General features: G+C 58.8%; 25 protein-coding genes, 3 tRNA genes and 2 pseudogenes. 10 read left to right on the top strand and 20 right to left on the bottom strand.

The features are described from left to right. A partial coding sequence (locus EN859_RS00150; RefSeq protein WP_244571411.1) for a GTP-binding protein occupies positions 1–127 on the bottom strand: 127 nt, incomplete at its 3' end. Positions 128–386: 259 nt separating this feature from the next. Here EN859_RS00150 and EN859_RS00145 point away from each other — a divergent pair. The 3 genes and pseudogenes from EN859_RS00145 to EN859_RS00135 all read left to right on the top strand — a co-directional run bounded on the left by EN859_RS00145 (position 387) and on the right by EN859_RS00135 (position 3076). Then, positions 387–1604 carry a glycosyltransferase family 87 protein gene (locus tag EN859_RS00145; protein WP_127851843.1) on the top strand — a complete coding sequence of 406 codons (1218 nt, stop codon included), beginning with the start codon at positions 387–389 and terminating at the stop codon, positions 1602–1604. Between the two features lie 66 nt (positions 1605–1670). Next, a complete protein-coding gene (locus EN859_RS00140; RefSeq protein ID WP_127851842.1) occupies positions 1671–2558 on the top strand; it encodes a DMT family transporter in 888 nt (295 codons plus the stop codon). A 72-nt stretch (positions 2559–2630) separates the two neighbouring features. Next, positions 2631–3076, top strand: a pseudogene (locus EN859_RS00135) (YidB family protein). 85 nt (positions 3077–3161) lie between these two features. Here EN859_RS00135 and EN859_RS00130 read toward each other — a convergent pair. Both EN859_RS00130 and EN859_RS00125 read right to left on the bottom strand, forming a co-directional pair. Continuing rightward, positions 3162–3235: transfer RNA gene (locus tag EN859_RS00130), tRNA-Gly, on the bottom strand. A 29-nt stretch (positions 3236–3264) separates the two neighbouring features. Beyond that, positions 3265–3349: transfer RNA gene (locus EN859_RS00125), tRNA-Tyr, on the bottom strand. 197 nt (positions 3350–3546) lie between these two features. Between EN859_RS00125 and EN859_RS00120 the strand changes: the two genes are divergently transcribed. Then, positions 3547–4398, top strand: coding sequence for an RNA methyltransferase (locus tag EN859_RS00120; protein ID WP_127851841.1), 852 nt, complete (start codon positions 3547–3549; stop codon positions 4396–4398). Between the two features lie 73 nt (positions 4399–4471). On the opposite strand, the gene EN859_RS00115 is transcribed toward EN859_RS00120, so the two are convergent. The 3 genes from EN859_RS00115 to gcl all read right to left on the bottom strand — a co-directional run bounded on the left by EN859_RS00115 (position 4472) and on the right by gcl (position 8118). Beyond that, positions 4472–5356, bottom strand: coding sequence for a 2-hydroxy-3-oxopropionate reductase (locus EN859_RS00115; RefSeq protein WP_127851840.1), 885 nt, complete (start codon positions 5354–5356; stop codon positions 4472–4474). Positions 5357–5421: 65 nt separating this feature from the next. Further along, entirely contained in the window at positions 5422–6219 is a 798-nt protein-coding gene (hyi, locus tag EN859_RS00110; RefSeq protein ID WP_127851839.1) for a hydroxypyruvate isomerase, read from the bottom strand. Positions 6220–6336: 117 nt separating this feature from the next. After that, complete coding sequence (gene gcl, locus EN859_RS00105) at positions 6337–8118, bottom strand: glyoxylate carboligase (protein WP_127851838.1); 1782 nt, start codon at positions 8116–8118, stop codon at positions 6337–6339. A 204-nt stretch (positions 8119–8322) separates the two neighbouring features. On the opposite strand from gcl, the gene bhcR reads away from it, so the two are divergent. Continuing rightward, the gene (gene bhcR / locus EN859_RS00100) at positions 8323–9144 is read left to right on the top strand and encodes an HTH-type transcriptional regulator BhcR (RefSeq protein ID WP_127851837.1); all 822 of its coding nucleotides are present in this window, start codon (positions 8323–8325) and stop codon (positions 9142–9144) included. A gap of 134 nt (positions 9145–9278) precedes the next feature. On the opposite strand, the gene EN859_RS38985 is transcribed toward bhcR, so the two are convergent. The 3 genes from EN859_RS38985 to EN859_RS00085 all read right to left on the bottom strand — a co-directional run bounded on the left by EN859_RS38985 (position 9279) and on the right by EN859_RS00085 (position 10328). Further along, positions 9279–9494: a hypothetical protein gene (locus tag EN859_RS38985; RefSeq protein WP_245525432.1), complete on the bottom strand. Its 216-nt coding sequence runs from the start codon at positions 9492–9494 to the stop codon at positions 9279–9281. Positions 9495–9651: 157 nt separating this feature from the next. Continuing rightward, positions 9652–9954 carry a BA14K family protein gene (locus tag EN859_RS00090; RefSeq protein WP_127851836.1) on the bottom strand — a complete coding sequence of 101 codons (303 nt, stop codon included), beginning with the start codon at positions 9952–9954 and terminating at the stop codon, positions 9652–9654. 206 nt (positions 9955–10160) lie between these two features. Then, entirely contained in the window at positions 10161–10328 is a 168-nt protein-coding gene (locus EN859_RS00085) for a hypothetical protein (RefSeq protein WP_127851835.1), read from the bottom strand. 155 nt (positions 10329–10483) lie between these two features. Here EN859_RS00085 and EN859_RS00080 point away from each other — a divergent pair. Together EN859_RS00080 and EN859_RS00075 are read left to right on the top strand one after the other, a co-directional pair. After that, positions 10484–10559 (top strand) — tRNA-Thr (locus EN859_RS00080). Positions 10560–10891: 332 nt separating this feature from the next. Continuing rightward, positions 10892–11653, top strand: coding sequence for a hypothetical protein (locus EN859_RS00075; protein WP_127851834.1), 762 nt, complete (start codon positions 10892–10894; stop codon positions 11651–11653). A gap of 34 nt (positions 11654–11687) precedes the next feature. Here the strand turns inward: EN859_RS00075 and EN859_RS38980 are convergent, their stop codons facing one another. Then, complete coding sequence (locus EN859_RS38980) at positions 11688–12206, bottom strand: hypothetical protein (RefSeq protein WP_245525431.1); 519 nt, start codon at positions 12204–12206, stop codon at positions 11688–11690. 222 nt (positions 12207–12428) lie between these two features. Between EN859_RS38980 and EN859_RS00065 the strand changes: the two genes are divergently transcribed. Both EN859_RS00065 and EN859_RS00060 read left to right on the top strand, forming a co-directional pair. Continuing rightward, positions 12429–13106: a DUF4145 domain-containing protein gene (locus tag EN859_RS00065; RefSeq protein ID WP_245525430.1), complete on the top strand. Its 678-nt coding sequence runs from the start codon at positions 12429–12431 to the stop codon at positions 13104–13106. 52 nt (positions 13107–13158) lie between these two features. Further along, positions 13159–14025, top strand: a complete 867-nt coding sequence (locus EN859_RS00060) for a hypothetical protein (protein WP_127851833.1) — start codon at positions 13159–13161, stop codon at positions 14023–14025. A gap of 201 nt (positions 14026–14226) precedes the next feature. Here EN859_RS00060 and EN859_RS00055 read toward each other — a convergent pair whose 3' ends face one another. The 4 genes from EN859_RS00055 to EN859_RS00040 form a co-directional block, all read right to left on the bottom strand. Next, positions 14227–14667, bottom strand: a complete 441-nt coding sequence (locus tag EN859_RS00055; protein WP_127851832.1) for a hypothetical protein — start codon at positions 14665–14667, stop codon at positions 14227–14229. Beyond that, on the bottom strand, positions 14654–15262 hold the full coding sequence (locus EN859_RS00050) for a hypothetical protein (RefSeq protein ID WP_127851831.1): 609 nt from the start codon (positions 15260–15262) through the stop codon (positions 14654–14656). Before EN859_RS00050 ends, EN859_RS00055 begins: the two co-directional genes overlap by 14 nt. Next, positions 15259–15996 carry a TIGR04255 family protein gene (locus EN859_RS00045; protein ID WP_281015591.1) on the bottom strand — a complete coding sequence of 246 codons (738 nt, stop codon included), beginning with the start codon at positions 15994–15996 and terminating at the stop codon, positions 15259–15261. The genes EN859_RS00050 and EN859_RS00045 overlap by 4 nt, the downstream gene beginning before the upstream one ends. Positions 15997–16201: 205 nt before the next feature. After that, positions 16202–16510: a hypothetical protein gene (locus EN859_RS00040; RefSeq protein WP_127851829.1), complete on the bottom strand. Its 309-nt coding sequence runs from the start codon at positions 16508–16510 to the stop codon at positions 16202–16204. 155 nt (positions 16511–16665) lie between these two features. On the opposite strand from EN859_RS00040, the gene EN859_RS00035 reads away from it, so the two are divergent. Then, positions 16666–17855, top strand: a protein-coding gene (locus EN859_RS00035) for an IS3 family transposase (RefSeq protein WP_135913516.1) whose coding sequence is annotated in 2 segments (ribosomal slippage) — positions 16666–16915 and positions 16915–17855 — 1191 coding nt in all. Because the reading frame shifts where the segments join, the coding sequence is not laid out codon by codon here. Positions 17856–17961: 106 nt separating this feature from the next. On the opposite strand, the gene EN859_RS00030 is transcribed toward EN859_RS00035, so the two are convergent. From EN859_RS00030 to EN859_RS00005, 6 genes and pseudogenes are all read right to left on the bottom strand, one after another. Next, on the bottom strand, positions 17962–18336 hold the full coding sequence (locus EN859_RS00030; protein ID WP_135913515.1) for a hypothetical protein: 375 nt from the start codon (positions 18334–18336) through the stop codon (positions 17962–17964). Between the two features lie 82 nt (positions 18337–18418). Then, positions 18419–18706, bottom strand: coding sequence for a hypothetical protein (locus EN859_RS00025; RefSeq protein ID WP_127851299.1), 288 nt, complete (start codon positions 18704–18706; stop codon positions 18419–18421). Continuing rightward, positions 18687–19088, bottom strand: a complete 402-nt coding sequence (locus tag EN859_RS00020) for a hypothetical protein (protein WP_127851300.1) — start codon at positions 19086–19088, stop codon at positions 18687–18689. The genes EN859_RS00025 and EN859_RS00020 overlap by 20 nt, the downstream gene beginning before the upstream one ends. A 22-nt stretch (positions 19089–19110) precedes the next feature. Further along, the gene (locus EN859_RS00015; protein ID WP_127851301.1) at positions 19111–19335 is read right to left on the bottom strand and encodes a hypothetical protein; all 225 of its coding nucleotides are present in this window, start codon (positions 19333–19335) and stop codon (positions 19111–19113) included. Beyond that, a complete protein-coding gene (locus tag EN859_RS00010) occupies positions 19332–19973 on the bottom strand; it encodes a hypothetical protein (protein ID WP_127851302.1) in 642 nt (213 codons plus the stop codon). The genes EN859_RS00015 and EN859_RS00010 overlap by 4 nt, the downstream gene beginning before the upstream one ends. A gap of 38 nt (positions 19974–20011) precedes the next feature. Further along, positions 20012–20138, bottom strand: a pseudogene (locus tag EN859_RS00005) (IS630 family transposase); the annotation flags it as partial.

Below are 20138 nucleotides of genomic sequence, written 5' to 3'. Positions count from 1 at the left end.
CGTAGCGCTTGTATTCGCCAAAATACTTGGTGATCGCCGCCGTCAGCGACGTCTTGCCATGGTCGACGTGACCAATCGTGCCGATGTTCACATGAGGCTTAGTGCGCTCGAATTTACCTTTTGCCATAGTCTCTTTCCTTGGACGGCCTGGACCTTCAGTTCAGTCGAATGCGGGGCGATTAGCGACTACGGCCGAAAAACACAAGGGCCCTTGTGGCTCAGCGCACTTTCGCTCGATCCGAACCCATGATCCGATTTCGGGGATGTAACGCCGATATGGGAATGAGGCGACCCAAATGTAAGACGGACACGACCGCAGCCGGCGACACCAACTCTTAATGAAAACGGGGGCAAGATAACGCCCGGGCACCTTGCGGCGCGGGCAAATGGGCATCATGCAGACAACCGGCATCACGGCAGGACAAAACCTGCAACGTCTTATCTATCTCGCCGTCTGCGGCTTGATCTTCGCCTATGTCTGCGTGCTTGCCATTGGGGTATTGATCGGCGATTGGCTGTTCGACGCAGACGGGCAACCAATTGCGACCGACTTCCTGGCATTTTGGGGCGCCGGCAAGTTTGTCCTGCAAGGCCACGCAGCCGATGCCTATAACTGGGAAATACACAAGAGCGTCTCGTCCGCTGAAAGCGGCGCCGTTTTCGATGGCTATTATTCCTGGCAATATCCTCCAACTTTCCTGGTGGTGACGCCCGCATTGGCGCTGGTGTCTTATCCCGCCGCGTTGGTTTCATGGATGGCATTCGGAATAACGCTCTATGCCTTTGCCTTACGGCTGATCGGGGGGACATGCATTGCGATTCTGGCAGCCATGGCCTGGCCCCCCGTGCTTTGGAACACAGCGGTTGGGCAAAACGGCTTCGTCACCGCCGCCCTGCTTGGCGCAGCTATCGCATCGATCGAAAAACGCCCCGCGCTTGCCGGCCTCTTCTTCGGTCTGCTCACCTACAAGCCGCAGTTCGGCCTGATCATACCCCTTGCCCTTATCGCTGGAGGCGATTGGCGGGTTATCGGGTGGGCCACCATTTCCGCCACCGCAATGGCGGTGCTTTCCATCGCCGTTTTCGGCACGCAGATCTGGTCCGATTTCTTTGACACCGCTGCCAAGATCAACGGGATCATCCTCGTCGACGGCAGGGCCGACTTTTCAAAGCTCCAAAGCCTCTATGGCTTTGTCCGCGCGCTTGGCGGAAGCTTGACGACCGCATGGATCGCGCAGGGTTTTCTCATCGCAGTTCTGAGCACCGGCATCATCTGGATCTGGCTTAAAAAAGGAGCTTTCGACGTCAAGGCAGCAGCTCTCGCGACGGCGACGGTCCTCGCCTCGCCTTACGCGTTCATCTATGATTTCGTAGCACTCGCCGTTCCGCTGGTGTTTCTGGGGAAAACAGGTTTTTCGGCGAAGGAGAGCGCCGTCGTGATCGCTGCGGGTATTCTGGTCGGCTGGGGCCCCTCGGAATACGCTCCCACCGCCTTCCTCGCGGCGCTGCTTGTGCTCGGCCTGGTAATTGGCCGTGCATTGCAGGTTTATCCGATCCCGATGCGTCTGCCGGCTTCACAGGCCCGAGCGGCCCGCGTGAACTGAAGCAATCCTGCCGCTTGCCCGTCGGCACCCATTGCCGCCATGAACCAGGTCTGATCTCCTGATCCAATGCATTTCATTCCCATTGCCATCCGCGGCCCGCTGTTCATGATCGTCTCGACCGGCTCCTATGTCGTCAACGACACGATGATGAAGCTCGCGACCGTCGGACTGCCGCCCTATGAAGTGCTGTTTCTGCGCGGTGTGGCGGCTACGCTATGGGGTGTGCCGCTGTTGTTCGTGCTCGGCTATGGCAAGCAGATTCCGCTGATCCTCGACTGGAAGGTGTTGCGCAGAAACCTGCTCGAGCTGGCAGCGATCCTTTGCTATGTAGTGGCGCTGGCCAACATGCAGATCGCCGATTCGACCGCCCTCGGACAGATCACTCCCCTACTCATGCTGGTCGGCGCCTCGATCCTCTTCAGGGAGCGGATCGGCGGATTGCGCATGGCGCTGATCGGCCTCAGCTTCGTCGGCGCGGTCATGGTGGCGCAGCCGACCATGCAGGGCATCTCGATCTATGCGGTGCTGGCACTCGGCAACGCAGCGCTTTCCGCCGCACGCGATATAGCCGGACGCAAGGTCGCCGCCGATGTGCCGGGGATGATCGTCGCCATTTCCGCGGTGGTGGTGGTGTTGATCGGTGCCGGCATCGCGCATCTCGTTTCCGAACAATGGGTGATGCCGGAAGCCCATCATCTGCTACTGATGTCTGGGGCCGGATTGTTCCTGATCTTCGGCCACTTCTTCATCTTCATGGCCTATCGCGTCGGACCGACCGGCGTGGTGGCGCCGTTCTATTACTGCTTCACCGTCTGGGCGGTCATCTCGGGCCTGGTTGTATTCCAGCAGTTCCCAAATGCCCTGGCGATAAGCGGTATCCTGCTGGTGGTAGCCAGCGGGCTAACCATCGTGTCACTCGATGAGCGCAAGCGCCGGCTGACGGTCGTCGCCTAGCGTTGCTGCTGCCATTGCGGCGCGATGCGCCATTGTGGAAACAGGGCGGGTACGTTGACATGGAGATCCACTATGGGATTGTTTGACAACGCCGTTCCCGGCGGCAACATCACCAAGCCGCTGATGATCGCGCTTGGTGCGCTTCTGGTTGGAAAAATGCTGAGCGGCAAAAGCGCCGAACAGCCGGACCAGCCTCAAAGCCCCGTCCCCACCGGGACGTCCGCCGATGGCGGCCTGCTCGCGGGCTCGGCGGCCTTCTCGACAAGCTAAAAGATGCCGGACACGGCAATGTCGCCGACTCCTGGGTCGGCACCGGGCAGAACCAGCCGATCAACGCCAACGATCTCGGCAACGCAATCGGGCCGCAGGTTATCCGCGAGATCGCACAAAGGACGGGGCTCGACGAGCAGGAACTGCTCAAGCAATTGTCCACGGCCTTGCCTGGTATCGTCGACAAGCTGACGCCGAACGGACAAGTGCCTCAGCAGCACCAAGTCGCGTCCGCCTTCAACAGTTAGGGCGGTCAGAAACCAAAGCGGTTGGAATACTGCGCGGCCAAGGCACGCGCAGTATTCCAATATTTCGATTTTGCGCATGGAAATCTGGAGCGGGTAGCGGGAATCGAACCCGCATATTCAGCTTGGAAGGCTGCTGCTCTACCACTGAGCTATACCCGCCACACGTTTCAGGGCTTCCGGGCCGGCAGTGGTGGAGAGGGTTGGATTCGAACCAACGTAGGCTAAGCCAACGGATTTACAGTCCGTCCCCTTTAACCACTCGGGCACCTCTCCAGTCTGCCACCGGAGCCATGCAACGAGGCACGCCGACCGGGAGCAAGACAACCTCGTCTTCTCCGAAATCAGCGAAGGGCCTTATGGCGGCAAGGTCAGTGGGTGTCAACCGCGCAGCCGGGGTTTTTCGGTCTTGTTCGGCATCCGCCGCAACAGGCCATATCCTTAGCAAGACGACACGGCTATAGAAGCCGGCCATGAGCAATAAATCCGGCACCCCGAAGGACACTCACTACGCCAAGCTGCGCCGCGCCCACCGCGATGACAAGAGCGGGGGCGCGCCGGCGTTCCGGCCGCGTCAGCCGGTGCCGCCGGGCGCGAACCCAGCGGAAGGCCTGGTGCGACTCTACGGCCTGCACACGGTGCGTGCCGCGCTCGACAATCCGCGCCGCAAGATCAAAATGATGATGGTGACGCGCAATGCGGCCGAGCGTCTGGCAATCGCCGACCTCGCCGCCTTGCCGTTCAAGGCGGAGATAGTCGAGCCGAAGGACATCGACAAGGTTACGGGCTCCGACGCCGTGCATCAAGGCGTGCTGATCGAGGCCGAGCCGCTGAAGCCGAAACGGCTCGATGCGCTCGGCGACACCAGGCTGGTGCTTGTGCTCGACCAGATCACCGACCCGCACAATGTCGGCGCGATCTTGCGCTCGGCGGTCGCCTTCGACGCCGGTGCGCTGATCACCACGGCGCGCCACAGCCCGCAGGAGAGCGGCGTGCTGGCGAAGTCGGCCTCCGGCGCGCTGGAGCATATCGACCAGATCGAGGTGAAGAACCTCGCTGATGCGCTTGGCCAACTGCACGAGGCCGGCTTCCAGACCATCGGGCTCGATTCGGACGGGCCGGCGAAACTCGAGAAGAGTTTCGCCGGGAACAAGATCGCGCTGGTGCTGGGCGCCGAAGGCAAGGGCCTGCGCCAGAGGACGCGCGAGACCGTGACGACGCTGGCCCGACTCGACATGCCAGGCGCCATCCGCTCGCTCAACGTCTCGAACGCGGCGGCAGTAAGCCTTTATGCGGCACGGAAGTTCTTAGCTGGTGAATGGTGAATGGTGAAACTGCGTAATAGTGATGACGAATTCCTTACTCACTATTCACTATTCACTATTCACCATTCACTATTCACCCCACTTCATGTCCCGCCATCCGCTCCAGCGCTCGAACCAGCGCCGAGTGATCCTCCTTGGCGCCGCCGTTGGCTGCGCAGGAATTGAACAGTTGCTGCGTCGTCGAAGTGTTGGGCAGTGAGACGCCAAGCGCCCTGGCGCCTTCCAGCGCGAGGTTGAGGTCCTTCTGGTGCAGCTCGATGCGGAAGCCAGGCGCGAAGCTGCGCTTGATCATGCGCTCGCCGTGCACTTCCAGGATGCGCGAGGCCGCCAACCCGCCCATCAGCGCCTGCCGCACCTTGGCTGGATCAGCACCTGCTTTCGAAGCGAAAACAAGCGCTTCGGCAATCGCCTCGATGGTCAGAGCAACGACGATCTGGTTGGCGACCTTGGTGGTCTGGCCAACGCCGTTCGGTCCGACCAGCGTGATGTTCTTGCCCATCTTCTCGAATACGGGTCTCGCGTGCTCGAACGCCTTCTCCTCGCCGCCGACCATGATGGTCAGCGACGCCGCCTTGGCGCCGACCTCGCCGCCCGACACAGGGGCATCGAGATAGTCGCAGCCGAGATCGTTGATCTTCTTGGCGAACTCCTGGGTCGCGATTGGCGAGATCGAGCTCATGTCGACGACCAGCTTGCCCTTCGAAAGACCTGAAGCAACGCCGTTCTCGCCGAACAGCACGTCGGCCACCTGCGGCGTGTCGGGCACCATGGTGATGACGATGTCGGCCGCTTTCGCCACGGCGTCATGGCCGTTGACTGTCTTCAGCCGCTTGGCGACGAGGTCGGTCGGCGGCTTCGAGCGGTGGACGCTCGTCACAACCGCATAGCCCGCATCCAGCAGGTGCCCCGCCATCGGCGCACCCATGATGCCAAGGCCGATGAAGCCGATGGTTTCCATTGTTGTTCTCCATTCTTTGTTGCGGGCGCGAAGGAACGCGACGTCAATTGTAAACGTCTCGGCAGCTACGCCGCCGCACTCCCCTGCCCGGCCAACTCCCGGAACCATCCAAGCCCGGCCTCCGTTCCCGCCTTCGGCTTGTATTCCGCTCCTATCCAGCCGGAATAACCAATCCGGTCGATGTGGCTGTAAAGATAGGGGAAATTGATCTCGCCCGTCCCCGGCTCATGACGGCCGGGATTGTCCGCAAGCTGGATATGCGCGATGCGGCCGAGGTTTGCCTCGATGGTACGGGCGAGATCCCCCTCCATGATCTGCATGTGATAGATGTCGTATTGCAGGAACAGGTTTTTTGAGCCGATGCGGTCGATGAGCGCCAATGCCTGGTCCGAATAGTTGAGGAAGAAGCCTGGAATATCGCGCGTGTTGATCGGCTCGATCAGCAGCTTGATGCCGGCCTGTTCCAGCTTCTCCGCCGCGAAAGCCAGGTTCTCGGCAAGGACATTTTCGAGCACGCTCCGCTCGATGCCTTGCGGCGCGATGCCGGCGAGGCAGTTGACCTGCTCGCAGCCCAGCGCATGCGCATAGCTGATCGCCCTGGCGACGCCTTGCCGGAATTCGGGAACGCGATCCGGTAGAACAGCGATGCCGCGCTCGCCCTTGCCCCAATCGCCGGCCGGCAGGTTGAACAGGACCTGCGTCAGGCCATTCTTCTTCAGCCGCGCCGCAACCACCTCCGGCGGATGATCATAGGGGCCGATATATTCGACGCCCTTGAAGCCGGCGCGAGCGGCCGCGTCGAAGCGGTCGAGAAAATCATGCTCGCCAAAGAGCATCGAAAGATTGGCTGAAAAACGCGGCATTCTTTTTCTCCCGTTCCAGACCATGATCCCGAAAAGTGGAAAACCGGTTTTCGGAAAAGATGGTGGTCAAACAAAAAGATAGAGCCCCCATCCCGGTCTACCGGGATGGACCAGACTCTAGTCGAGCATGACGATCGCCGTCGGCGCGTCTTCGTTATGTTCGGCAAGGTCCTCGAATTCGGTGATCTTGTCGATTTCGGTGCCCATGGAAACGTTGGTGACGCGCTCGAGGATGAATTCGAGCACCACCGGAACCTGGTGTTCCTTCATCAGGCGTTGCGCTTCCTTGAAGGCGCCGGCGAACTCCTCCGGCCTGCGCACCCTGACCGCCTTGCAGCCCATCGCTTCGGCGACGGCGACATGGTCGACGCCGTAACCGGCCTCGGCATCGCCTTGCCGGTTGACGTTCTCGAAGGCGAGGCTGACCTCGAAATCCATCGAAAAGCCGCGCTGCGCCTGGCGGATCAGGCCGAGATAGGCATTGTTCACGACGACATGGATGTAGGGCAATCTGTGCTGTGCGCCGGCGGCCAGTTCCTCGATCATGAACTGGAAATCATAGTCGCCGGAAAGCGCCACGATATTGCGATCAGGATCGGCTGCGCGAACGCCAAGCGCTGCCGGCAGCGTCCAGCCAAGCGGGCCGGCCTGGCCGCAATTGATCCAGTTGCGCGGTTTGTAGACATGCAGGAACTGCGCGCCGGCAATCTGCGAAAGCCCGATCGTGGTGACATAGGTGGTGTCGCGGCCGAACGCCTTGTTCATTTCCTCATAGACGCGCTGCGGCTTCAGCGGCACCTGGTCGAAATGCGTCTTGCGCTTCATCGTCTTCTTGCGCTGCTGGCATTCCCTGGCCCAGCCCGACCAGTCGCGCAGCCTCCCCGCCGTCCTCCATTCGGTGGCGACGTCGAGCAGCATTTTCAGCGCAGCACCGGCATCCGAGACGACGCCGAGGTCCGGCGCGAAAACGCGCCCTATTTGGGTGGGCTCAATGTCGACATGGATGAACTTTTTTCCCTTTGTATAAACGTCGACGGAGCCGGTATGACGGTTGGCCCAGCGGTTGCCAATGCCGAAGACGAAGTCAGCTTCGAGCATGGTGGCATTGCCATAGCGATGCGAGGTCTGCAGCCCGCACATGCCGGCCATCAAGCGGTGGTCATCGGGTATAGCGCCCCAGCCCATCAGCGTCGGAATGACCGGCACGCCGTTGACCTCCGCGAATTCGATGAGGAGATCGGACGCGTCGGCATTGATGATGCCGCCGCCAGCAACGATGACAGGCCTTTCTGCCGCGTTGAGCATCGTCAGCGCCTTCTCCGCTTGGCCACGCGTCATCGCCGGCTTGAACGGCGCCAGCGGCTCATAGGCGTCGATGTCGAACTCGATCTCGGCCAGTTGCACGTCGACCGGCAGATCAATGAGGACCGGGCCCGGCCGCGACGAGCGCATCAGGTGGAACGCCTTCTGCAGCGCCATCGGCACCAGATAAGGCTCCATGACGGTAACCGCCCATTTGGCGACGGGTGCGGCGATCGCAGCGATGTCGACCGCCTGAAAATCTTCCTTGTTCAGCCGCGCGCGCGGCGCCTGGCCGGTGATGCAGAGGATCGGAATGGAATCGGCCGCGGCCGAATAGAGCCCGGTGATCATGTCGGTGCCGGCTGGGCCCGACGTGCCGATGCACAGGCCGATATTGCCTGATTTGGCGCGAGTATAGCCTTCGGCCATGTGCGAGGCCGCCTCGACATGTCGAGCGAGGATGTGGCGGACGGTGCCCCTCGCATTCAGCGCCGAATAGAACGGATTGATCGCTGCGCCCGGCACGCCGAAGGCACAGGAAATGCCTTCCTTTTCGAGAACGAGAACCGCAGCGTCGACAGCACGCATCCTGGCCATTTCCAGCCTCCACGGAATTGTTGATGGCCGAGAATGCCAGCGGCTTTCCTATTTTTCAATTTTTTCAGAATATTTTTTCATTTATAGAAAGCGGCTGTTATAGACTGATTTCATTTGATTTTCTGTTTTCCATCAATTTACGCCCCTAATTGGTGAAAAACTTTTTCATTGCATGCAGAGCGAGAAATCGGAAAGAGTGGCGCCATGGAAACGACCGAAAAACGCCAGCGCGGCCGGCCGCGCTCCTTCAATGGCCCGTCGGAGGCCGCTTCGGTACAGTCGCTCGACCGGGCGCTGCGCATCCTCGCCATCGTCGCCGAAGGCAGCGGCCTGTCGCTGAGCGAGATCGCCGCTAGTTCTGGCCTTGCCGCGTCCACCGCCTACCGCATGCTGACGACGCTGGAAAACCACGGCATGGTCGAATTCGACGGTAGCGATCAGCTGTGGTCGATCGGCGTCGAGACCTACCGCATGGGCGCGGCGTTCCTGCGCCGCCGCAAGCTGGTCGACCGTGCCCGCATCGTCATGCAGGAACTGATGGAGAGGACCGGCGAGACCGCTAATCTCGGCGTCGCCGAGGACGACTGCGTCGTCTTCGTCAGCCAGGTCGAGACGCATCAGGCGATCCGCGCCTTCTTCCGGCCGGGTACGCGCAGCCCCTTCCACGCCTCGGGCATCGGCAAGGCGGTGCTGGCGCATCTCGATCCGGAACGTGTCGGCGCCATCCTGCGCAAGGCCGGGCTCGAGCGCTTCACTGAAAAGACGCTTTCCGACATCTCTGCGCTGGCCCGCGATCTCGTAGCGATCAAGCTGCGCGGCTGGTCGGTCGACGACGAGGAGCGGCATCCCGGCATGCGCTGTGTAGCGGCGGCGATCTTCAATGAGTTCGGCGAGCCGATCGGCGGCGTTTCGGTGTCCGGGCCGACCGTGCGGGTGACGCCGGAGCGTCTGGCCGAGATCGGCCCGCTGGTGCACGACGCGGCAGCGGAAGTGACTGAGATGATCGGCGGGAACAGACTGGCCTGACCAGGGCAGCGTGCCCTTCGCCGACATCTCGAAGACATCGAGCAGGATCGCAAGTCCGACGCCGCACGCGGTCAGGATGAGGCCGGCCATGAAGATGCGGTTAGCGCGTTCGTAGACGTGCCGGCGTAGCGAGTTCATGTCGAGCAGCATCGGAGTGCCCGCATCTGCAAAGCGATGCCGACCAGGATCGGCACCACGGCGAATAGGTCGTAGAACTGCCACGGCACCGGGTTCGCCGCCCAATGCGTGATAAAGCCCAGCGAAATGGCAAGCAGGATGCCGACGACGGTGATCGTGCCGTTGCGGAAAATGGTCTCGATCAGCTCTTCCTTCGGATCGTGATCGTCCAAGCGTCCCTCCCCTCTGCAGGTTGCGCAGCCGAGACTGAGCTCTCTGGAAATCCGTGTACATCGCCGGTCGCTTTGGCAAGTGGCGACCACCCAGACAGCAGAAAAAGGGGCTGCAGGGAGCCCCTTGTTCCGGTTGCCTGAAACGGTCCACCTCCTCTCAAAGCCGGCAATAGTGGCGATGGCCGTCGTAGCCGACATAGGTGTCCGAGTACGGATCGTAGCTCGCATAACGATTGAGGCAGCGGCGGACGTGCCAGGACCCGCCATCTTCTTCGACATAGACAGTGCGCGGCTGGGCGAACGCACTGCCGAGCAGGAAGCCGCCAACGCCGGCAGCGATGCCGATGCCAAGGTCATGGTGGTGATGATGGCTGTGGGCGGCCGAGGGCTGCACGGTGCCGGCCAGCATGGCTGCGGCGGCGATGGTGGTGACGATGAGGCCGGAAGTGCGCTTGAACATGATGATCTCCTTGCTTCGTTGCTAGAGGCGATCCGTCCGCCTCTTGACCATCAGTCGTTGCGGCAAGGAAAAAGGTTCGACGGTTTTTTAGATTTTTTCGAACAGGCAGAAACGACCAGTCCGAGGTGGGTTTGCAGTTAAACGCAAAACCCCATCACGACCGGCCAACGCGCCGGCCGACATCCCGCCAAAACGATCGGGAAGCCTCAGCCCATGCCGGTGATGTGGCGAAGCCAGAAGGCGAGCGCGATGAAACCGATGATGGTGGTCACGCCGGTCCAGTCGATGTTGGCGCTCTTCAATTCCTTGATGAGCTTCACCAGCAGAACCCAGGCCAAGACCACGATCGGGAGAATGATGACAAACCTGATCATGCGACACCCTCGCCTATGCGATTACACCTCTGAAGCATATAGGAAGCAAGGGGGCCGTTTTAAGGATACTCCACCGACAGCACGGCGCCGCGGCGAACAACCGAAAACCGACTTTTGTCTTTACTGGCGCAACAAATATGCTACCGGAGCGCCGTGCCCTTGTAGCTCAGCTGGTAGAGCAGCGGTTTTGTAAACCGAAGGTCGGCGGTTCGATCCCGTCCGGGGGCACCAGCAAAATCAATTACTTAGTGACTTACAACGCGCACATCGAGCGGTGATACTCCAGGCCGGGTAACCGCAAGGGTAAACAGAAAATATTAGATAGTTGGTGAGGGGCAGCCGCCTTCACGCGATAAAACGGCGACTCGGTCCACTCTCAAAGAGGGACAGGGGCTAGTTTGCGGTGTATATGCGTTGCGCTGTTGATGGTGCTTGCCACGCCTACAAGCGCGCAGGAAGCCAAATCGGGCTCCAATGGCAGCGCGCGCGATATCTGGAGGCCGGCACTCCCGGCAACGAGCAGCAACTGTCGCAACTCCGATACCAATAGCTTGGAGTTTGAAGTGAGCAACTACATGGTGAGCGTAACGATCCTGGAGCCGAACGCCGAGAGCCGTTTTTCGGTGGACGAGCCCAAGACGCATGGCACGGCCATCGCGGCGGCGTGGTGCGGCCACACGAAGAATGGCTACGTGACGGTGCATGTGCTGAGCAGCGCCGGGGAGTATCCGGCGAAGGCGGCGGTGGAAGTGGGGCAGGTGCATCTGCCGGAGCTGCTGAACGTGGTTGCGGAGCGCAAAGTCGGCCGTGAGGCGATGATCGAGGCGCTGCGTCGGCAGCGGCTGAAGGTGAGCTTCGAAGAGTGGACTGAGGCCGACGAGCGGGTGCTGGTCGAGGAGTACCGGCGCGAGGCTGAGCAGCGCGAGCGGCAGCGACTTGCGCGCCTGGAGCAGATCGAGCGCGAGCGGCAGCGCGAGGAGGCTGAGGAGAGTGAGCGGCAGGAGCTGATGGCGCGCAGCAACAGTTCGCGCAAGGAGTACTTGTCGCTGGAGACCCTCAGGGCTGCGGAAGCACGCAGGACGTCGCCCCAGAACGAGCGCAACCGGGTGATCCGCGAGGCCGTGGACGCGGCCAACGGCGAGCCGGTCCAAGTCGCGTGCGAGTTCGCGCTGCCGGATGGCAGTAAGCGGACGGCGATCATGGCGGTGACGACGGTTAAAGGGGTCGCGTCGTCGGCGGAGGCCGAGATCAGGTCGCAGGTGCCGGGGCTGAGGCAGCATGCCGCCAAGCTGATCAGCATGACCTTGGTGAAGGAGGGCAAGTGATGGCGCGGGTTTACCGGACTAACGACAAGACAGGCTACCCGGTGACGGTGTTGGATGACGAATGCTCCCTGCTTGGCGGGGGGACGACGCTCAACGCGGAGTTCATGCTCGGCGTCAACAAGGGCGAGACGAACAGCCGCCACGGCGATAGCGGCGTCGAGCTGAGCCCGAACGAGCTGTTGGTGGTGCTCAAGGAGGTGGCAGCTGGAAGCTCGGCCGCCTTTACCTCCGCATGATGTGAGCAATTTTTGCACCACGCGCGCAGCGTGTGCCATTCACGCAGATCGCCAAGTGCCACGTCGAGGCCAGCATGTACGCTGCCATCCACGATGGTTTGCGGCGGAATCGTCGGTTCGCCGGGAGTTACGATTTTCTCCATCACGTGCCGGCTGTTGTAATGGATGAGCACCATTCCCGGACGGCGACGGATAGCCGCCTGCCAAGCAGCCTGACTGACCGTCGAATCAGGCGATCGACAGATCGTTTCGACAAGGTTCTTTTCCTCACGATCCCAGACTTCGATCCGGAAATTGTCCTCTGCCGTTTTTGACATAGCTTCGCCGGCCGGCGCGGGGCGCTTGCCGCTATCCTCTCGTTGGCTGATCGGCTCTGAATAGAGAACATTTTCCTAGCCGGTCAACGGTCCGATTGACTCTTTCGTTCTTATTTTGTTCGCGCTCCGCTCGGAGCGAGGCGCTCCAAATCACTGGTCGGCATATTGTCAGCTCAATATGCTATATGGCTCGAACTAGAGTTTCAGAATTGGGAGGGGTCGTTGGACCTTAAGACGAGCGGAGCGGGTTTCACACCATTCCAAGCAGCTAACATCAATATTCGGTGCCCTTCTTGCAGACATGTTGGCAGCTTCGGAGGCATCGGTTTGAATGACATGTCAACAACGATAATTGATAAGAACCAAAATGGACGTAATACGGCAGTCGGAACTAAAACGTTTGGAATTCGCATTTGCCCAAACACTGAATGTCGCTCAGTTCTGTTCATCGCCAAAGACGGGAGCGGCGCAGTTAAGCTGACTTTTCCTCCAGAAATCATTGATTTTGACGCGACAAATTTACCTCCGAATATACTGTCATCGCTAGAAGAGGCAATCAAATGCCATGCGTCTGGTTGCTACCGCGCGTCCGCGCTTATGGTGCGACGAACACTTGAGGAACTCTGCGACGACAAAAAGGCGACCGGAGAAAACCTAAAGGCCAGAGTAGCTTCATTGAGCGCGGTAGCCGTGATCCCCTCCGAATTGTTAAATGCGGCCGACGAATTGCGCATCCTCGGAAACGATGCCGCTCATATTGAAGCGAAGGACTACGACCAAATCGGCAAGGTGGAGTCAGAGCTAGCAATCGAACTTGCGAAAGAGCTCTTGAAAGCGGTCTATCAGTACACTGCACTTCTGGCACGGCTAACGGCTTTGAAGAAATCTAAAGGTCCGTAGTTCAGCTGCCCTTTCTCACAAGTTAGTCAGCAAGCCAAATCGGAAATATCAGATGTCTTGGGTTTCGCTCCTAAGTTTTCTACAGTCCGGAGCGGTGGTCGCTGCGATCCTAGCAGCAGTCCTCGCGGGCTTCGGCTTCCCGCTGAAAATTTGGATACAATCCAGCGTCAGTCACCGCTTCAACCGCAAGCTTGAAGCATTGCGGAACGGTCTCAGTCGCAATAGCTCACGGTTGGACGCATTGCAGTCCTCATCTTTGTCAATGATGTCAGCCAGGCAGAGCGCACTCGACACAAAACGCTTACAGGGCATTCAGTCACTATGGTCCGCAACGGTTGACCAGCGACGGTTCAATGCCGCGGTTCGAATGCTCCAGCGGTTGAACGTTCCGGAGATCGCCAAGAGCATGGAGCAAGGGGGGCCGGACCGCGACAAAATAAAGGAATTCGGAGCCGGCCTTTTCAGCGTTTCCGGTCTAGAAAACGCGCCTCAAGCTGATGCGCCTAAACCTGACTACGACCGCCTTTTTGTCCCGCCGGCAGCGTGGGCGGCCTTTGAAGCCCTTCGGTCGACCAACATGCAAGCAGTTGTAATTTTAGCCAGTATGAAGACCGGGGCCGGCCCGTCGCTTGTTTTCGATAGTGCCAACGTCAATAGCCTTATTTTATTGGCGCTTCCGCACATGGCAGATTTCTTAGCCAACCGTTCAGACAGCGGAGCCTTTTTCCTAACAGACGCGCTTGAGAGCGCGATATTCGACCACCTGACTACAGCGTTGAAGTTCGCCGATGCAGATAGCGAAATGATCGAGAAAGTGAGCTACATAGCTTCTCGTATCGAAAATCATAAGATCAACATTCCAGATGAAATACCGGATCGCTACAAATCGGCCGAATCTTTGGAAGCACCAAAGAGATGAAATCGGCGCGCCGAATAGCAGTCCGCTCCTACGGCCAAAGTTATCCCTACCGCTACCCCTGCCCTATGCCTTTGCGCTGATTGAATGATTGGTTCTTGAATTCGCTGCGTTTCATCGCAATTCCCTCCGCCCTGGCGCCTGTTTGAATGTTTGCTGCTCTTGGCCGGCACGGCCGCCTTCGCCCACAGGGAGTTCGGCAAACTACGGAATCGAAGAGTTTAAAAACCAGTCAGACCAGGCAGCAGTGGTAAGCGACTCAAAAAGCTCCAAATCGTCGCTGGGATAGCGACGAACTGCTGCATGTGCGTCGTTGTCCGGCTCCGGTTCGTGGACTATTCGAATCTGATGACCACGACCTTTGCAGGCCGAACGAATTTCGCTCACCTTGCCTTTGGTGAATCCACTCTTCTTTGTTACTGTAAGAGAGCTCTTTCTGACCGCACTAACGGCTGCAGCAACGGGATCTGGCTGGTCCTTAAAATACTCAATCCAAGTTACGGAAAGATAGGGTTCCCCCTCCCGAAGTGCGAAAGCTTCCGGCAGCAACCCGATTACATCGTCGGTGCCGTCAGCTTTGCGTAGCTTTGAGAAGGGGACATACCGAAGGAGATGATGATCTTCCGCAATCTTATCTTCCGCCATCTGAAAACCATTGCTGCGGATTATAGGCTTCCAGCACTATGGGAAGACGGGCAATTTTGGTCTGGCCAGCAGCAGTTTCACAACCAGCATCGGTTTTCGTCGAAACTACCCAGCGCACCCAATCATTCGGTTTGCAAATAATAGTGAGGCGATTGTCTCCAGTCGTCCACGACGCAACCAAGCTCCCGTCGCTTGTTGCTCCAAGTCCGGGCCGTCGAGCTTTAAGAAAGATTAGCATTCGTACGAAGGTCAAAGATGACCCTGAAACGACAGGCTTGTCATTCTCGTCCCACTCTTCAATGTCCAAGAGACTGTCAACTTGCCTAAAAAGCAGGTCTCTCCAGTCCGGTGACAGAAGATGCATCGCAACCGTGTTCGTCGCGACTTTGAAAATTGCTTTAGAATTCTCGAGAAGGGTGCTCAGGTGTTTGTCATTTCCCTTCGACTTGACAGCACCTAATGGCTCTAGTGACCGCTTAAACGCGTTCGAGACGGCATCATTCAATCTGGTTGAATAAGCTCCTGCGCCAGGGCTTACTGGAATTTCCGACGAGGTGTTAGGAGCGATGATCGTATTGTTGATGGATACCGTCATTGAAACAAATTCCGTGCTTGGTCGGTTATGCAGAGTTCAAAGATGGTATTCTTCAACGCTCGGGCTTCGTCCAGAATCGGCGGAACATCCGCAGCTTTTGAAGGTATGTCGCGAGTTCGATATACGTCAATATCCAACAAAATGGACGTATGGTTTAGCAGTGGCGGTTCTAGCACAAGCGTTGAGGTAATGTTGCAATCCCAATTTGGGTTCGCGGTAGGCATGGAGGCCTGCACTAAGAAGCCCGACATTGGGCGGTCGACGATTTTCGGGACATTGGGTTGGACTCGTAGATAGTCACGGATGTCGATGTGTTCCATGCCAGCTGTCGGAATATCTATCCGGTTAACATAGCGCACACCGACACGCTTGATATTTTTGCCGGTCTGGCCCTTCGACCAAACGCGCCAATTCCTCGCCACGCGTTCGTTCAAATATTCCCAACCGGGATAAGGAGCGAGTCGCGCTACCAGCATGCTGTTGTGAGCGAAAATGGCGATGTCGGCTTGATCATCGGACGTCCGGCGGAACCGATCTGGCGATGGGTCCGAATGAAACGTAGGGATGCCGCCTAGGGTATCAACTCGGACGTCAAAGGCCTTTTCGATTGTTTCGTTTTTGTAGTCACCAGCGACCTTATGCGACATCGCTTGAAGGTCGTCGTACGAAACATTCACATCCGAGACGAACTCCACGACAGCTTCCACAATTGGCGGTCGGCTGTATGATTTCACTAGTTGCCCCCTTTGGCATATTTACAACGCCTTCTATAGCGGCGGGGCTCGCGCTGGTCGAGGCGTACCCAGCGCAGAAAGTTCACCCCTATGACTACCCCTGCCACGACCACCGATGCCAAATGGGATTGTTGATGGTTGAATTCGTTGCGAATTTGTCGTCGGTGCGCAGACTTAGCGTCTGTTTGGATAACCGCTGCTCTGGTCATTGAACCACTTTCGGCGTGGTTGATGCGGCATATGCAGCGGCCAACGCCGCAAAGCCTTCGGGGTCCGATGCCTTGGCCTTTTGGATGAAATAAAGTTCCTCGCCGCCCGGTGGCCGCTTAAGCTCTGGTGCGCAAACGATCTGGCCCGCTGCTATCAACACGTCGCGAAACCACATCGATCCAGAAAACATCTTGAATACAGCATCGCCGAACGCCTTGGTCGATGAGCCCGGCATTTGACTGTGCAACCACCCGGCAAAAGTGGTGATGTCGGCGGCGTCCAGATAGAGCTTGGACACGTCCATATAAACGTTGCGGTCGGCAACATGGACATGCGTGCGTTCGGTCGTAGCGTCAAAGCAGTCAACCCGAATGCAATTCGGGCTGCTATGCGGTTTGACCTTGCCCCTCTGATCTAATCCGGTTTGAAGTTCGTTCTGGCCATCGAGAGGACCAGGACATGAAACGTAGCCGCTTCTCTGAAGAGCAGATCATCGGAATTTTGAAGGAACACGAGGCCGGGGTATCGGTTGCCGATCTGTGCCGCAAGCACGGGGTCAGCGACGCCTCGATCTACAACTGGAAGGCCCGCTTCGGCGGGATGGATGTCTCCGAGGCTCGGCGACTGAAGGCGCTGGAGGACGAGAACACGCGGCTGAAGCGGCTTCTGGCCGACGCCATGCTCGACAATGCCGCGTTGAAGGATCTTGTGGGAAAGAAATGGTGACGCCCGCGGCCAAGCGGAAAGCTGTCGCTCGCCTGAAGGAAGGCTTCGGGATGAGCGAACGGCGGGCGTGTAAAGCCATCGGCTGTTGCCGCATGACGGTTCGCTACGAGACCAGCAGGCCGGACGACCGCGAGGTTCGCGAGCGGATGAAGGCGATCGCGCAGGAGCGTCGCCGGTTCGGCTACCGGCGTCTTCTCGTGATGCTGAGGCGGGAGGGCCTGGTGGTGAACCACAAGAAGCTGTTCCGGCTCTATCGGGAGGAGAAGCTCGCCGTTCGCCGCCGTGGCGGCCGCAAGCGGGCGATCGGGACCAGGGCGCCGATGCTGGTGCCGCTGAGGCCCGACGAGCGCTGGTCGCTCGACTTCGTATCGGACCAGCTCACCGACGGGCGCCGCTTCCGCATCCTGGCCGTCGTCGACGATTGCACGAGAGAGTGCCTGGCACTGATCGTTGATACGTCTCTCTCGGGCATGCGGGTTGCCCGCGAATTGGACCGGCTCATCACCGAGCGCGGCCGGCCGAGGATGATCGTCAGCGACAATGGCAGCGAGTTCACCTCGAACGCCATCCTCTCTTGGGCGGATCAGAACCGCGTCGAATGGCATTACATTGCGCCCGGCAAGCCGATGCAGAATGGCTTCATCGAGAGCTTCAACGGCCGACTGCGCGATGAACTGCTCAACGAGACGCTGTTTACCTCGCTGGCTCAGGCGCGCGTAGCCATCGCCCTGTGGCGCGCCGACTACAACACCGCGCGGCCGCACTCCCAAATCGCCTGGCAGACACCGGCCGAGTTCGCCGCCACCTTCAATCCGCGACGGTCGCTCGCGCTGCGCTACGCCAAAGGCTCCGCGCCAGCGCCCGTCGCTTCACTCGCCCAGCAGGGCACAACCCACGCCGGAAACGAACTCAAAACTGGATAAAAACTGGGGGCAAGGTCAGGTTCAACATCCTTCTGCATTTGCACGATCTTGTTATTCGCAAGGGCCACATAAACCTTGGCGCTTTCGACATAGATAAGCTGCACCGTCATTGGGCGCTGCCTTTGCTTACTGTGATAGACTCGGCCGGCTCGATCTCGCCAAACGGGTCAAACACCAATGCGAGTCTGCATGACTTCGGAAAAGGCTCCGATTTGCCATCGAGGTTAGACAGATGGACTATGCGACCATCCATGATTTCCACGGTCATCGTCGCGTCGTTCAAGTAGTGAATTGAAGCTGTTTCTAATCTCATTTGCCTTGTTCCAGTGTGGGTTAAATCGTGTAGCGTTTGATGTTGAATTGTCGTGATTTTGCCCATCGTACCAATTCGGCGGTTGAAATCACGGCAACGTCGAAACCTCGCGCCGGCAATGGCGCCCCGTTCCAAGATTGCTGATAGTGAAGCTGCTGCATCGTCCACCCAAAGATGGATGCCGCAAAACCTTCAGAAACGTAATCGTTCGAAGGAATCGAAACCGTCTCGCGTTGCGTTGGCCCCATGGTCATCGTTCTAAAAACCTCGTCCATTTCTCGGCAGCTTGCGCGTCGGTGTCTGTGACCAAGATTTGCGGAACATCGCCGTACAGAACACGCCGGATGTCGCTTCGCAGTCCTTCGCCAATCTCGCCCGTGTCGTTGATCATCGTCTCGTAGTCGTGGAGTTGATCTTGCTGCCATGCCACGAGCCATTCCCGCTGTTCATCGTCCAGCCGGGCGAGCGGCCCGGCTTTGCGTCGAACGGCGTCGAATAGAGCGTCCAACCGTCGCCGTTCATCGCGATACAACGCCATTTAGCAATTGCTCCAATTGGGCCAATTTGGCGCGAAGCTCACTAAGCTCGCCAATCTCGTTCAAGCTCTTGAGCGTCCCGGCCAGCTTTTTGGCTTCGTCTGGTGTGACGTTGCCCGCCTTGATTTCCTCGATAAGATCGCTTGGGGTAAGTTCCGCCAACTCAACTGGTTGATCTTTGGGCAGCACGATGGAAAGCAATATCTTTGCCGCGTCCGTCTCTCCATCCAACGCCTTCGAAATCAACGTTGTGATTATCGCGTCAAAATTGCTGGAAACGCTTTCAAAGGCGCGCTTTGACAATTTCGAGCGCGCGCCTTTGGGTTTCATTCCGGGATGACCGGGAAGCAGTCTGCCTTTCTCATCACGAAAATTACTGGCCATACTTATCGGTTCTTTATCGTCTCTAAATTCGCCGCACTGTAACGCCTTGGCCTTGCAGCCAATTCGAAACGGTGTCCGTCGCGATGAACGCCTGCCGGCCTTCGCGCCAACCGTCAGGAAAGCCGTGCTTGCGCCAGACCGACAGTAATTGCCGGGACGGGTCAGCCAGGGCGATACGCAAATGACCCATCTCGATAATTGGCGAGATCGGCAGCGTCACCGTTGACGGGAGCGAGCGGGCTTTCATCCGTTGAGCATTCCGAACGCTTCCGGGCGCGAAATGTCGCCAAGGATCGCGACGAAATCGATCGCGGATTTGAGCACCATTTCCACACCGGCAATCTCGTCGCGGGCTGCGTCGAATGCAGCCATCGCCTGCCGTGCCGTTGTCTTGGCGGCGTCCAGATCAGCGCTATCCGCGAGCGGTGTCTCATATGATGGCTTCACCTTAGGAAGCTGCCTAGCGAACTGTTCAACCAATGCTTGTTCCATCACGTCCGCTTCGAGCCGTTCGGCAAGATCGCCGGGCAATTTTTCGCGCAGCGACGGATTTGAGAGGATCAGCGAACCAAGCTCACGTTTGCCGAGTGCAGCGGCCATCAGATCAGACGGCCTTTTGTCGGCCAGCCAATTGACCGTCTGTGCGGCCCGAACCTCATGGCCGAAGGTCAGGCGAAGCTTTTCGCCTTCGCTGGCACCGTGTGGGATCGTCGGGCGGTTGCCGAGCAAATCGGTGCGGCGCGCGTCCAGTTCATGCTGCCGGTCCATCGCGGCGTCACGAAGTTGCTGATACGGCGTGGCGAGCGGACGGACGGACGCAGGAAACTGCTTTTTCCATCCTTCCGCGCTCAAATCGGTCAATTGGGCTGATGCAACCGTCGCCATGTTGCCGGCAGTCTCACGTAGCCGCCGCGTGGCCGGACCTAGTGGATTGATTCCAACGTTTGGAACCCGCGGTTTCGGGCGGCGATGATGTCATCGGGGTTGGCTTTCCAGATGAATGGTTGCGGGTTCTCTGCATTGTATTCGCGGATGAAGCGGTTGATGGCG

It is taken from the genome of Mesorhizobium sp. M00.F.Ca.ET.216.01.1.1, from assembly GCF_004010325.2.
Taxonomy (GTDB): Bacteria; Pseudomonadota; Alphaproteobacteria; order Rhizobiales; family Rhizobiaceae; genus Mesorhizobium.
Note: the sequence above shows the minus strand (reverse complement) of the source record. Positions and strands in the feature narration are given on the sequence as shown.

Excerpts from the sequence above, each read along its gene's own strand:
- EN859_RS00145 (WP_127851843.1), top strand. The coding sequence starts at position 387 with ATGGGCATCATGCAGACAACCGGCATCACGGCAGGACAAAACCTGCAA.
- EN859_RS00085 (WP_127851835.1), bottom strand. The coding sequence starts at position 10,328 with ATGATCAGGTTTGTCATCATTCTCCCGATCGTGGTCTTGGCCTGGGTT.
- EN859_RS00055 (WP_127851832.1), bottom strand. The coding sequence starts at position 14,667 with ATGGCGGAAGATAAGATTGCGGAAGATCATCATCTCCTTCGGTATGTC.
- EN859_RS00115 (WP_127851840.1), bottom strand. The coding sequence starts at position 5,356 with ATGGAAACCATCGGCTTCATCGGCCTTGGCATCATGGGTGCGCCGATG.
- EN859_RS00090 (WP_127851836.1), bottom strand. The coding sequence starts at position 9,954 with ATGTTCAAGCGCACTTCCGGCCTCATCGTCACCACCATCGCCGCCGCA.
- EN859_RS00025 (WP_127851299.1), bottom strand. The coding sequence starts at position 18,706 with ATGGCGTTGTATCGCGATGAACGGCGACGGTTGGACGCTCTATTCGAC.
- gcl (WP_127851838.1), bottom strand. The coding sequence starts at position 8,118 with ATGGCCAGGATGCGTGCTGTCGACGCTGCGGTTCTCGTTCTCGAAAAG.
- EN859_RS00140 (WP_127851842.1), top strand. The coding sequence starts at position 1,671 with ATGCATTTCATTCCCATTGCCATCCGCGGCCCGCTGTTCATGATCGTC.
- EN859_RS00040 (WP_127851829.1), bottom strand. The coding sequence starts at position 16,510 with ATGGACGTGTCCAAGCTCTATCTGGACGCCGCCGACATCACCACTTTT.
- EN859_RS38980 (WP_245525431.1), bottom strand. The coding sequence starts at position 12,206 with ATGTCAAAAACGGCAGAGGACAATTTCCGGATCGAAGTCTGGGATCGT.
- EN859_RS00010 (WP_127851302.1), bottom strand. The coding sequence starts at position 19,973 with ATGGCGACGGTTGCATCAGCCCAATTGACCGATTTGAGCGCGGAAGGA.
- EN859_RS00020 (WP_127851300.1), bottom strand. The coding sequence starts at position 19,088 with ATGGCCAGTAATTTTCGTGATGAGAAAGGCAGACTGCTTCCCGGTCAT.
- bhcR (WP_127851837.1), top strand. The coding sequence starts at position 8,323 with ATGGAAACGACCGAAAAACGCCAGCGCGGCCGGCCGCGCTCCTTCAAT.
- EN859_RS00060 (WP_127851833.1), top strand. The coding sequence starts at position 13,159 with ATGTCTTGGGTTTCGCTCCTAAGTTTTCTACAGTCCGGAGCGGTGGTC.
- EN859_RS00050 (WP_127851831.1), bottom strand. The coding sequence starts at position 15,262 with ATGACGGTATCCATCAACAATACGATCATCGCTCCTAACACCTCGTCG.
- EN859_RS00120 (WP_127851841.1), top strand. The coding sequence starts at position 3,547 with ATGAGCAATAAATCCGGCACCCCGAAGGACACTCACTACGCCAAGCTG.
- hyi (WP_127851839.1), bottom strand. The coding sequence starts at position 6,219 with ATGCCGCGTTTTTCAGCCAATCTTTCGATGCTCTTTGGCGAGCATGAT.
- EN859_RS00015 (WP_127851301.1), bottom strand. The coding sequence starts at position 19,335 with ATGAAAGCCCGCTCGCTCCCGTCAACGGTGACGCTGCCGATCTCGCCA.